Below are 10,216 nucleotides of genomic sequence, written 5' to 3' on the forward strand. Positions count from 1 at the left end.
GGGGCAAAGGCGTAGGTCAGGTTTGTTTGCAAGAATGCAGCCAAATGGCCATCTCAATGCCGACGAGACGAGCCTTGCAGGACCATTTTGATCAGCGGCATCAGCGTAGCGCTGAGCTTGACGAGGCGAGTCACGCTGCCCGTACGCTTACTGCGGGCTCCCTTGCCGGTCAGGAAGCCCAGCAGGGAGACGACACCGACCCCCCACAACGGCGCGTGTTTGATGCCGAGCGATCCGGGCAGGTCGTTGGCCATGCCACGCATGCGATGCAGGGGGCGCATCAGCTGAGCGGATTCATGGCGGATTTCCTGGCGGTGCATTTCCATGCGCAGGCGGATCAGCGCCTTGCGCAATTCACGGCGATTATGGGTTTGAGGGAGTTCGGGCACACTCATGGCATCAGTCGCTCGCGATCGTTGGCCAGTTCTTCCAGAGTGGAATGGAAGGGTGAAGACTCATCGAAGATCGCTGCCTTCAGACGCAACGCGCAGAACAGCGCGGCGAGCGTATAGAAAGCACATAGCCCGATGATGCCGGTGAGGCGATAGCTGTCCCACAGGACAATCAGCAGCAGCGCCGAGAGACCGATGAGCAGCAGCAGCGCGAAGACCAGCGCCAGCCCGGCGAACAACAGCAGACTGACCGTGCGGGCTTTCTGTTCCTGCAGCTCGATGCCGAAGAGTTCGACATGGCTGTGCAGCAGGCCCAGAAAGGCCGCACCGAGGCGGCGAGGGGAGGAGGTGTTATCGGTCTCGGATGGACCTGTTCCCAGCGTCATATCGATCAGCGCCTTGTAGCCAGCAGACCCAGCAAAAAGCCCACGCCGGCTGCGATACCGACGGACTGCCATGGGTTGTTTTGCACGTATTCTTCGGTTGCAACCACTGCTTCCTTGCTGCGCTCGCGCAGGGTCGCTTCTGCGATGGCCAGGGTCTCGCGGGCACGCAGCAGGCTTTCGTTGATCTGATCACGCAGCTCATCTGCCTGATCGCCGGCCAGCGATGCCGTGTGCGCCAGCAGTTTTTCCGTGTCGGCAACCAGTGTCTGGAAATCTGCCATCAAAATGTCCTGGGCTTTCTCTGCTGTTGGGCGAGCCATGGTGTTCTCCGTTGGGGTGGCAATATGGGCTTTCGAGTATGGCTCATAACTGAAGGTTCATTCCAATTGCCGCAACTTGACGGCCTGAAGGCTGGTACAGCTTTTGCTTTGTGGTGGTGCGCCAGGGAGGCAGTGCGCTCCAATGCAGAGCGCGGGTTTCGGCGAAAGGGCCGAAACCTTCATCCGAACCCCTAAAACCGAGAAAAAAGCCCGGGCGTTCAATTTTTTTGTCTTCAGATGCGCGCCAAACCGGGGCGCTTTGGGATCTCCGTGCGCCTTGTTGGTGCTTTTTTGGGGGTGCGACAGAACGGTTGTCCTGCTTTGGTGCTTCTGACATTTGCAGGCCTGCCCCTCGATGGAAAATATGCAAAGTGCCGTGGACACTCTGGTCCACAGCTCCAACACCCTTTTTATTCTGATCGGCGCGGTCATGGTTCTGGCCATGCACGCCGGTTTCGCGTTTCTGGAAGTCGGTACGGTTCGACAGAAGAATCAGGTCAACGCCTTGTCGAAGATCCTCAGTGACTTCGCGGTGTCGACGCTGGCCTACTTCTTCATCGGCTACTGGATTTCCTACGGCGTGAATTTTCTCCAGCCCGCCGCGGTGATTGCCAGCGATCATGGCTATGGACTGGTGAAGTTCTTCTTTCTCCTGACGTTCGCCGCAGCGATCCCCGCAATCATTTCCGGGGGGATCGCCGAGCGTGCCCGGTTCGCGCCGCAACTGTGCGCGACGGTATTGATCGTGGCTTTCGTCTATCCGTTCTTCGAAGGGATGATGTGGAACGGCAATTTCGGGCTGCAAGCGTGGCTGCTGAAGACATTCGGCGCCGGATTTCACGACTTTGCAGGCTCGGTGGTCGTGCACGCCATGGGCGGCTGGTTGGCGCTGGCCGCTGTGACCTTGCTCGGACCGCGCAATGGCCGCTACCGCGACGGCAAGCTGGTGGCGTATCCGCCGTCGAGCATCCCGTTTCTGGCGCTGGGTTCATGGATCCTGATCGTCGGCTGGTTCGGCTTCAACGTCATGAGCGCTCAGACACTGGATGGCGTCAGCGGTCTGGTGGCGGTCAATTCGTTGATGGCGATGGTCGGTGGCACCGTTGCCGCGCTGCTCGTCGGCCGCAACGACCCCGGCTTTCTGCACAACGGTCCGTTGGCCGGGCTGGTGGCGGTGTGTGCCGGTTCCGACCTGATGCATCCCGTGGGCGCGCTGGCCACGGGGATCATCGCCGGTGCGTTGTTTGTCTGGTGCTTCACCGCCGCGCAGGTGCGCTGGAAAATCGACGACGTGCTGGGCGTCTGGCCGCTGCACGGGGTGTGCGGCGTCTGGGGCGGCATTGCCTGTGGCATTTTCGGCCAGGCCAGTTGGGGCGGAATCGGCGGGGTCAGCCTGATCAGTCAGTTGATCGGCAGCGCGCTGGGCGTGGTCATCGCCCTGGCAGGCGGCTTTGTGGTGTACGGCGTGATCAAGCTCTGCCTCGGATTGCGCTTGAGCCAGGAGCAGGAGTATTACGGCGCCGACCTGTCGATTCACAAGATCGGTGCCGTCAGTCACGACTGATGCGCAATGTCGACGCTTGGCTATGCTTATCCGCGAGCGGGCAGGCATGGCCGGCTGCGACAGCTGCAGCGACCGATGCCCGTCGACTTTCCTGATGTGTCGCAATCGAACATTGCGTCTGTGGTAGGAGCCGTCGATGGAACGTATCTACTCCCTTCAGGCTTTGAGGGGCGTCGCTGTTTTGGGCGTAGTCCTGTTCCACATGACTGCCGTGGAGCACAAGTATTCCGGGGGCGACATTCTCTTGCCCCGTTGGCTGGACTTCTTCCAGTCAGGGGTCGATCTGTTCTTCATCATCAGCGGCTTCGTGATGGTGATCGTCAGCCGTGGGCGCTTTCAAAAGCTCGCGGAATCCAAGCGTTTCCTGTTCAACCGCGTGTTGCGGATCTATCCCACCTATTGGCTGTATTACTTCCTGACCCTGGCGGTGGTGCTGGTCCAGCCGGGCATGGTCAACAGCACCCATGGCTCGTCCAGTCTGTTGATGTCTTTTCTGCTGCTGCCGAACGACAAGGTGCTGCTGGTGATGGTGGCCTGGTCGTTGCTGTTCGAGCTGTGGTTCTACCTGGTGTTCACCGGCGTGATGTGTTTTCGCGAGCGCTGGCTGCCCGGATTTCTGATGGGCTGGGCGATGCTCTTGGTGGTCTTCAACAGTGTGCAGGACTGGCAGGATTACAACCCGGCCCTGAAAATCATGCTGCACCCCTATGCGCTGGAGGTCATCGCCGGGGTGGCGCTGGCGCTGCTGTTCTACAGTCGGCACAGTGCGCGGATTCCGCTTTCGATGATCCGTATCGCACTGGTCATCGCCCTGATTCCCGGTATCGGCCTGATCGGCTATTACCGGTTATTCGACGAGCAAGGCATGCTGAGGATGTTCTCGGTGAGCGCGGTGTTCGGCACACTGGTTTTGGGTCTGGCGCTGCTGGAGCGTCGCCAGCACATTCGGATGCCGGCGTTTCTGGTGGCGACCGGGGACATGTCTTACACGGTTTATTTGTCGCACTTGCTGGTGCTGGGGGTGGTCGGTCGCATCTGGCAGATCTTCGGCACGGCGCCCGACTCGTTGCTGGACAACGTCGTGATCTCGGTGCTGATGATGGNATTTTTCGAGGCGGCGTTTCAGGCTCGCCGGCATACGGGGGCGGGCCTAAACTGGCGATTCGTTTCGTCACATCCCGTCATCAGAGGGCCACGTCATGCCGCCGGAATGTCAACTGTTCGGCACCCTGGGTTGTCATTTGTGCGAAGTCGCCGAGGCCGAACTGATGCCCCTGGTCGAGCATGGCCTGCTGGTGGAGTTGATCGATATCGCTGAAAGCGAAGCCATGAATGAAGCTTATGGCCTGCGGATTCCGGTGTTGCGGCGCACTGACACCGGTGCCGAACTGGACTGGCCGTTCGACACCGGGCAGGTGGTGACGTTTCTGCGCTAGATCGCGGAGAACTTACAGGTACTGAGTGTCCACGACCATGGCTTTGGCGATGGCTTCTTTCTGCGCTTCGCTCATGCCGTCCCAGACATGCACTTTGGCGTAGTAGCCAAGGCCGGCCACAACGTACAGGCTCAGGGTGAAGACGATGAACACCGACATGAAGGTCCAACGACCCACATCGTGTTCTTCGTGGGAGAAGGATTGCGAGTAGTTTTCTTCGCTTTCGGTGGTGCTACCGGTGGAAAGGCGTTTGATCCATTGAAACAGTTGACCCAGCATGGCGAAACCTCAAGTTTTGAAATGAAAAAATCTGTCGTGGGCAGTGCAAGACACCGGGTGTCTGGCGTCTTCAGTGCCGACGTTTGAAGTGCGGCGTCGCGCCTGATGCGCGTTACAAACGCTGAAAACGAAAAAAGCCCGTCGAGGACGGGCTTTCTTTTTATGAGTTCAGGTCTGGCAGGCGTTTTCGATGTCGATCACGAAATAGCTCGTGTGGGTTCGGTTTCGCGCCTGCTTGCCGATTTGGAAACATTTTAGAACAAATCAAATTCAGCATCCAGCGCTGTCATGTAGTTGTCAGACAACTGGTAGTCGTTAAGCCTGTGGCAAATCGTCGCGTCGATTGTTCGCTGCTTGAAGCGCGCTTCAGGCCGCAGCGCCCATGCCCAACTCGCGCTGCTCGCATGAGGCGCGAGGGCTGGGTGATAATGCCGCGCTTGTCGAGTCCGTCTTCCCGATCCTGAGTCGCTCATGTCCGAATCCGCTTTCACGGCTGCCCAACTTCAGGCCAGCACCCTTTATCTGCCGCCAGGCCCCTGGCTGACAGTGCTCGATTGTCTGTGCGAGCGTTTCAGCGCCATCAGTCGAGAACAATGGCTTGATCGCATTGCCCGAGGCCGGGTATTGAATGGCGATGGCCAGCCGATTGCACGGGATCTGCCGTATCGCGAGGGGCTGCGCATTCACTACTTTCGTGAGGTGCCCAACGAGACGCCGATCCCGGTAAAGGAGGCGATTCTCTACGCCGACGAGCATCTGGTGGTCGCGGACAAACCGCACTTTCTGCCTGTCACGCCCGCTGGAGAATATGTCGAGCAGACCTTGCTGCGTCGCTTGATCCGCACGCTGGACAATCCGCACCTGGTGCCGCTGCATCGCATTGACCGGCACACCGCAGGTCTGGTCCTGTTCTCGGCAAATAAGGACACCCGCTCGGCCTATCAGGCGTTGTTTCCTACGCGGCGCATCGACAAACGCTACGAGGCCATTGCCCGGGCGCTGCCGGATCTTGAATTCCCTCGAGTCCACAAAAGTCGGCTGATCGATGGCGAGCCGTTCTTTCGCATGCAGGAAGGGGAAGGGCAGAGCAACACCGAAACCCGGATCGAAGTCTGCGAGCGCAATGGCGAGCTGTGGCGTTATGGCCTGTATCCGGTGACCGGCAAGAAGCATCAACTGCGCGTGCACATGGCGGCGCTGGGCGCGGGTATCTGCAACGACCCGTTTTATCCGGACGTGATCAAGGATGCGGTGGATGATTACGAAAAGCCCTTGAAACTGCTGGCGCAGGGGCTGCGATTCATCGACCCGGTGACCGGGCAGGAGCGGGTTTTCGAGAGCCAGATCAAGCTGGAGGGGTGAAACGTCGGTCCGGGTGGCGAGATACCGCGCCGCTACAGAGATTGATGTTCTGCGTTAACCTATGCGCCCGATTACTTTGCAAAGAGTCCCCATGAGCGAAGATATTCTCCCGTCCGCCGATGGTCAGCCGATGATGCCCGCGCAGCGTCGCGAAATGATCATTCGCAGATTACGTCGCGAGCAGACTTTGAGCGTGGTTCAACTCACGGAAATCTTCAATTGTTCGCACATGACAGTGCGTCGGGACATCGCTTTGCTGGAGCAGGAAGGGCTGGTGTTTTCGGTGCCCGGCGGTGTGCGTCTGGCCAGTCAGGTGACCACCGAACCCAGCCACAACAACCGGGTGATCCTGGAGTCGGAGCAGAAGCAGCGCATGGCCGTGATCGCCGCGCAATACCTCAAGCCCGGCATGGTGGTCTATCTCGACGCGGGCACCACCACGCTGTGTCTGGTGCCGCACATCGTCGAGCTGACCGGCATGACGGTGGTGACCAACGATTTCAGCATCGTCATGGCGTTGGCCGAGGCCAGGCATGTCAAGGTCATTCACACCGGCGGCGTGCTCGATCATGACAACATCACCGGTATTGGCACCCTGGCCGCCGATACCCTGCGCAATCTGGCGACCGACATCGCGTTCATTTCCAGCAGTTCCTGGGACCTGCAGCGCGGCATCACCACGCCCTCGGAAGCCAAGGTCGAAGTGAAGAAGGCAGCCATGGCGGGCTCGTCGCAAGTGGTGTTGATGGCCACCAGTTCCAAGTACGGCACCTTCGGCATGTACCGCGTCGCAGGTCTCGAACGGTTCGATCCGATCATTTCCGACGACGCGCTCCCACCGGATTCCGCAGCGGGCATTCGTCGTTCAGGGATCGAACTGATTCTCGCCTGATCGCCTCCTTTATTCTCAGCTACGGCCATCCGCTGCCGTGCTGACGCGCATCCAGGCGAATTTTCCGCCGCGAATCATCAGCACCTGATCTTGCGGGATTTCCAGCAGCGGCACCTCGACATCCGCAACGTCGGTCAGCAGGGCAAGGCAACTGCGCAGTACTCCCGCGTGGGCGACCAGCACCGTGTCGCGTTGCAACGCGTTCAACAGGCTGCCGACCCGTTCGAATACATGGGGATAGTTTTCGCCGCCCGCTGGCATGAAATTCAGCGGATCGGCCTGACGCGCCTCGAAGCGCTCGGGTTGACGCTCGGCGATCTGTTGCCAGTTGAGTCCTTCCCATTCTCCGAAATGAATCTCCACCAGGCGTTCGTCGGTGCGGTAGTGCGCTGGGTCAAGGCCCATCCGCTGGCGAATGATCTCCATGGTCTGGCGTGTTCTGCCCAGCGGACTGGCAATGAAGTCGACCTGAGAAACGTCGGGCAGCAACCAGTTCAGGCAGGTGCCTGACACCGCCGCTTGACCCTGGCCGACGGCGTTGAGCGGGATGTCGCGGCGGCCCTGAAGCAGGCGCCGTGCATTCCAGTCGGTTTCGCCGTGGCGGATCAAATACAGCGTTGGAACGGTCTGGTCGTGAGTGTCCATCGAGAATCCCGGTTGTGAAGAAGATTGATCATTGGTGTGAAATCTTAACGCAAGCAGCTTGACAATGTGAATAAATAACAAATAATGATAAATAGTCACATGACCAACACCGCGTTGCTCAGGACAGAGCGCAAGCCCAACGGCCGGCTCAGGGCGTTCGACTCGCTTTGCCTATCCCAATAAAAATAACGGAGGCAGCTTCATGTCTACACTCGACGGCACCATGGCGGGCGGTTCTGCCAGGCCCAATGTTGACCCGCAAACGGAATCCGCCGCTCAACCCACCGCGCACCAGCTAAAACAGCGACGCCGTGCGTCCGTGGGCAGCCTGATCGGTACCACCATCGAGTGGTACGAGTATTACATCTACGGGGCGACAGCTGCGTTGGTGTTTCCGCTGTTATTTTTTCCCACTCACGACCGGCTCGTCTCACTGATGCTGTCGTTCGCCTCTTTTGCCATTGCCTTCGCCATCCGCCCGATCGGTGCGGCGGTGTTCGGGCACTTCGGTGATCGGGTAGGGCGCAAGACCACGTTGATCGTGACGCTGGTGATGACCGGCCTTGCGACTTTCCTCATCGGCTTCTTGCCCACGTACGAAAGTATCGGGCTGTGGGCGCCCGTGATCCTGATTCTGCTGCGTCTGATCCAGGGTTTCGGTGTCGGCGGTGAATGGGGTGGCGCCGCCTTGATGTCCCTCGAATGGGGCGATCAGAAGAAGCGTGGCGCGGCAGGTGCGTGGCCGCAGCTGGGGACGTCGATTGGCCTGATTCTGTCGACCTCGGCGGTCATGGGTTCCAGTTATTTCACGGGCGAGCATTTCCTCGAGTGGGGCTGGCGCATTCCGTTCCTGCTCTCCGGGATTCTGGTGGTGGTCGGCCTGGTGGTGCGTCTCGCCATCGAAGAGACTCCTTCGTTCGCGGCCAAGAAGCAGAGCCAGCAGATCGAAAAAAGCCCGCTGAAATTCGTGGTCAAACATCACTGGCGGGAGATCGTCAAAGTGGCGTTCCTGCGGATGTCCGAGCAGATGCCGTTCTATATCTTCACGGCGTTCATTCTCGACTACGCCACGCAGAACGCTCACGTCTCGCGCACCTTCGTCCTGCTCGCCACCTTGTCGGCGGCGGTGCTGGATCTGATCCTGTTGCCGATCTTCTCCAACCTCGCCGACCGAGTGGGCCGCCGCAACATGTATTACTTCGGTTGCGCGGTCTTGATCCTCATGGCGTTCCCGTATTTCTGGGTGCTGAACTCGGGCAACGAAACCTGGATATTCATCGCCATCACCCTCTCGCTGGTGCCTCACGCCATTCAGTACGGTGCTCAGGCGTCGCTGATTTCCGAACAGTTTCCGGTGCATGTGCGCTACACCGGCGCGGGCGTTGGTTACCAGATGTCATCGCTGGTGGCGGGCGGTCCTGCGCCCTTGATCGCGTCGTTTCTGCTGGTCAGTTTCGGCACCGGTTATGCGGTCGCCGCGTATCTGGCGGCGGGTGGCGTGATCGCCGCGCTGGCCCTTTCGACCCTCAAGGACCGCAGCGATCAGCACCTCTGATCCGCGACGTTCATTTTTTAGCTGGGAGTTACCGTATGACCATCAAGAAAGTCGCTGTTGTCGGTTCGGGGTACATGGGCGGCGGGATCGCTCAGGTGCTGGCGCTGGGTGGGGCTCAGGTCGTACTCGGCGATGTGTCCGCCAGTGTTGCCAAAGACAACCTCGAGCGTCTGCTCAAACAGGCCAAAGCCTTCGCCGAAGCCGGGCTGTTCCCGCAAGATGCCCATGCCAGGTTGTCGGCCAACCTCACGGCCGCAGGCTCCATCGAGGAGGCCGTGGAAGGCGTCGATTACGTCACCGAAGCCGTGCCGGAGTCCATGGACATCAAGCGCGATGTGTTGAGCCGGGTATCGGCCGCTTGCGCCGCCGACACCCTCATCGGGACCAACACCTCGGCGATTCCGATTGGCGAGCTGGCGAAGTTCGTCAGCCATCCTGAGCGTTTTATGGGCGTGCACTGGATGAACCCGGCGCCGTTCATTCCCAGCGTCGAACTGATCGCCAGCGAGCACACGTTGCCCGCGCACGTGGACACCCTCGAAGCGCTCATTCGGGCAGTGGGCAAGGTGCCGGCGCGCGTTGCCGACACCCCGGGATTCGTCGCCAATCGTTTGCAGTTCGCGCTGTATAAAGAAGCCGTGATGGTGGTGGAGGAGGGGCTGGCGACGCCGGAACAAGTCGACCTGGTGGTGAGCAACGCCTTCGGTTTCCGCCTGGCGTTGTTTGGCCCGTTCGCCATTGGCGACATGGCGGGGCTGGATGTCTATGCCTCGTCGTACAAAACCCTGGCGGGCACCTACGGCGAGCGACTGGCCGCGCCGAAAGCGCTTCAGGACCTGGTGGATGGCGGAAACTTCGGCCTCAAGTCCGGCCATGGATTTCTGGACATCGACCCGGCAAAACACGCCGAGCTGCTGGCCTACCGCGACAAGGCTTACGCGGCATTGAGCAAGCTGCGCGCAGAACTTGGGCCTGCGCCGGGGTTGGTGAGCTAAGGCGTTGGTGAAGTTACGCAGTCACGCTTCTGCCCGGAGGGCGTGGGAGCCGACTTGTCGGCGATCTGCCGGGCACCGGCAGCAAGTGCATGGCACGCGGTTTTTCTGCCTCACCGAGTTGGCTGATTTCACTGCCGGTGCCCGGCAGATCGCCGGCAAGCCGGGCTCCCACGGCCTTCGGCCAGAATCAAAAGCGTGAGCCGGGGTTGCATGATTTCGGCGGAATCAAAAGCGTGAGCCGGGGTTGCATGATTTCGGCGGAATCAAAAGCGCGAGCCGGGGTTCATGATTTCGGCGGAATCGAAAGCTCAGGCCGACCGCACACAGATTCGGCGGAATCGAACGATTGAGCATGCCAAGCCGAGGGATTGGTGAGCTAAGGCGTTGGTG

General features: G+C 59.9%; 14 protein-coding genes. 7 read left to right on the forward strand and 7 right to left on the reverse strand.

Translation table 11 applies throughout. The features are described from left to right. Window positions 1-53 precede the first annotated feature (53 nt). The 4 genes from D3M70_RS05805 to D3M70_RS31665 are packed head-to-tail and all read right to left on the reverse strand — an operon-like array spanning window position 54 to window position 1,435. Window positions 54-395 carry a hypothetical protein gene (locus D3M70_RS05805; RefSeq protein ID WP_120124940.1) on the reverse strand — a complete coding sequence of 114 codons (342 nt, stop codon included), beginning with the start codon at window positions 393-395 and terminating at the stop codon, window positions 54-56. Then, a complete protein-coding gene (locus D3M70_RS05810) occupies window positions 392-778 on the reverse strand; it encodes a phage holin family protein (RefSeq protein ID WP_120124941.1) in 387 nt (128 codons plus the stop codon). Before D3M70_RS05810 ends, D3M70_RS05805 begins: the two co-directional genes overlap by 4 nt. Window positions 779-783: 5 nt before the next feature. Beyond that, window positions 784-1,098, reverse strand: coding sequence for a YqjD family protein (locus D3M70_RS05815; RefSeq protein WP_120124942.1), 315 nt, complete (start codon window positions 1,096-1,098; stop codon window positions 784-786). A gap of 43 nt (window positions 1,099-1,141) precedes the next feature. Beyond that, window positions 1,142-1,435 (reverse strand): hypothetical protein, encoded by a 294-nt coding sequence (locus tag D3M70_RS31665; RefSeq protein WP_133306438.1) that lies wholly within the window; start codon window positions 1,433-1,435, stop codon window positions 1,142-1,144. Window positions 1,436-1,453: 18 nt separating this feature from the next. Between D3M70_RS31665 and D3M70_RS05820 the strand changes: the two genes are divergently transcribed. The 3 genes from D3M70_RS05820 to D3M70_RS05830 all read left to right on the forward strand — a co-directional run bounded on the left by D3M70_RS05820 (window position 1,454) and on the right by D3M70_RS05830 (window position 4,098). After that, a complete protein-coding gene (locus tag D3M70_RS05820) occupies window positions 1,454-2,662 on the forward strand; it encodes an ammonium transporter (RefSeq protein WP_120124943.1) in 1,209 nt (402 codons plus the stop codon). Window positions 2,663-2,798: 136 nt separating this feature from the next. After that, window positions 2,799-3,765, forward strand: a 967-nt coding sequence (locus D3M70_RS05825) for an acyltransferase (protein WP_133306440.1), incomplete at its 3' end; no start/stop codon positions are given. A gap of 96 nt (window positions 3,766-3,861) precedes the next feature. Continuing rightward, the gene (locus D3M70_RS05830) at window positions 3,862-4,098 is read left to right on the forward strand and encodes a glutaredoxin family protein (protein ID WP_120124965.1); all 237 of its coding nucleotides are present in this window, start codon (window positions 3,862-3,864) and stop codon (window positions 4,096-4,098) included. Between the two features lie 12 nt (window positions 4,099-4,110). Here D3M70_RS05830 and D3M70_RS05835 read toward each other — a convergent pair whose 3' ends face one another. Both D3M70_RS05835 and D3M70_RS31670 read right to left on the reverse strand, forming a co-directional pair. Then, on the reverse strand, window positions 4,111-4,377 hold the full coding sequence (locus tag D3M70_RS05835) for a hypothetical protein (RefSeq protein ID WP_120124945.1): 267 nt from the start codon (window positions 4,375-4,377) through the stop codon (window positions 4,111-4,113). A gap of 254 nt (window positions 4,378-4,631) precedes the next feature. Continuing rightward, a complete protein-coding gene (locus D3M70_RS31670; RefSeq protein WP_133306439.1) occupies window positions 4,632-4,850 on the reverse strand; it encodes a hypothetical protein in 219 nt (72 codons plus the stop codon). On the opposite strand from D3M70_RS31670, the gene D3M70_RS05840 reads away from it, so the two are divergent. Then, entirely contained in the window at window positions 4,849-5,739 is an 891-nt protein-coding gene (locus tag D3M70_RS05840; RefSeq protein WP_120124946.1) for a pseudouridine synthase, read from the forward strand. The two genes, D3M70_RS31670 and D3M70_RS05840, sit on opposite strands and share 2 nt — an antisense overlap. Window positions 5,740-5,830: 91 nt before the next feature. Then, window positions 5,831-6,631 (forward strand): DeoR/GlpR family DNA-binding transcription regulator, encoded by an 801-nt coding sequence (locus D3M70_RS05845; protein WP_120124947.1) that lies wholly within the window; start codon window positions 5,831-5,833, stop codon window positions 6,629-6,631. 15 nt (window positions 6,632-6,646) lie between these two features. On the opposite strand, the gene D3M70_RS05850 is transcribed toward D3M70_RS05845, so the two are convergent. Continuing rightward, the gene (locus tag D3M70_RS05850; protein ID WP_120124948.1) at window positions 6,647-7,276 is read right to left on the reverse strand and encodes a histidine phosphatase family protein; all 630 of its coding nucleotides are present in this window, start codon (window positions 7,274-7,276) and stop codon (window positions 6,647-6,649) included. Between the two features lie 202 nt (window positions 7,277-7,478). Here D3M70_RS05850 and D3M70_RS05855 point away from each other — a divergent pair, with 202 nt between their 5' ends. Then, a complete protein-coding gene (locus D3M70_RS05855; protein WP_218568404.1) occupies window positions 7,479-8,831 on the forward strand; it encodes an MFS transporter in 1,353 nt (450 codons plus the stop codon). Between the two features lie 35 nt (window positions 8,832-8,866). Continuing rightward, window positions 8,867-9,826 (forward strand): 3-hydroxyacyl-CoA dehydrogenase family protein, encoded by a 960-nt coding sequence (locus tag D3M70_RS05860; RefSeq protein WP_120124949.1) that lies wholly within the window; start codon window positions 8,867-8,869, stop codon window positions 9,824-9,826. Window positions 9,827-10,216 lie beyond the last annotated feature (390 nt).

It is taken from the genome of Pseudomonas sp. LS-2 (genome assembly GCF_003605735.1).
In the GTDB taxonomy this organism is placed as follows: Bacteria; Pseudomonadota; Gammaproteobacteria; order Pseudomonadales; family Pseudomonadaceae; genus Aquipseudomonas.

Excerpts from the sequence above, each read along its gene's own strand:
- D3M70_RS05840 (WP_120124946.1), top strand. The coding sequence starts at position 4,849 with ATGTCCGAATCCGCTTTCACGGCTGCCCAACTTCAGGCCAGCACCCTT.
- D3M70_RS05850 (WP_120124948.1), bottom strand. The coding sequence starts at position 7,276 with ATGGACACTCACGACCAGACCGTTCCAACGCTGTATTTGATCCGCCAC.
- D3M70_RS05860 (WP_120124949.1), top strand. The coding sequence starts at position 8,867 with ATGACCATCAAGAAAGTCGCTGTTGTCGGTTCGGGGTACATGGGCGGC.
- D3M70_RS05815 (WP_120124942.1), bottom strand. The coding sequence starts at position 1,098 with ATGGCTCGCCCAACAGCAGAGAAAGCCCAGGACATTTTGATGGCAGAT.
- D3M70_RS31670 (WP_133306439.1), bottom strand. The coding sequence starts at position 4,850 with ATGAGCGACTCAGGATCGGGAAGACGGACTCGACAAGCGCGGCATTAT.
- D3M70_RS05845 (WP_120124947.1), top strand. The coding sequence starts at position 5,831 with ATGAGCGAAGATATTCTCCCGTCCGCCGATGGTCAGCCGATGATGCCC.
- D3M70_RS05820 (WP_120124943.1), top strand. The coding sequence starts at position 1,454 with ATGGAAAATATGCAAAGTGCCGTGGACACTCTGGTCCACAGCTCCAAC.
- D3M70_RS05830 (WP_120124965.1), top strand. The coding sequence starts at position 3,862 with ATGCCGCCGGAATGTCAACTGTTCGGCACCCTGGGTTGTCATTTGTGC.
- D3M70_RS31665 (WP_133306438.1), bottom strand. The coding sequence starts at position 1,435 with ATGTCAGAAGCACCAAAGCAGGACAACCGTTCTGTCGCACCCCCAAAA.
- D3M70_RS05805 (WP_120124940.1), bottom strand. The coding sequence starts at position 395 with ATGAGTGTGCCCGAACTCCCTCAAACCCATAATCGCCGTGAATTGCGC.
- D3M70_RS05835 (WP_120124945.1), bottom strand. The coding sequence starts at position 4,377 with ATGCTGGGTCAACTGTTTCAATGGATCAAACGCCTTTCCACCGGTAGC.
- D3M70_RS05810 (WP_120124941.1), bottom strand. The coding sequence starts at position 778 with ATGACGCTGGGAACAGGTCCATCCGAGACCGATAACACCTCCTCCCCT.
- D3M70_RS05855 (WP_218568404.1), top strand. The coding sequence starts at position 7,479 with ATGTCTACACTCGACGGCACCATGGCGGGCGGTTCTGCCAGGCCCAAT.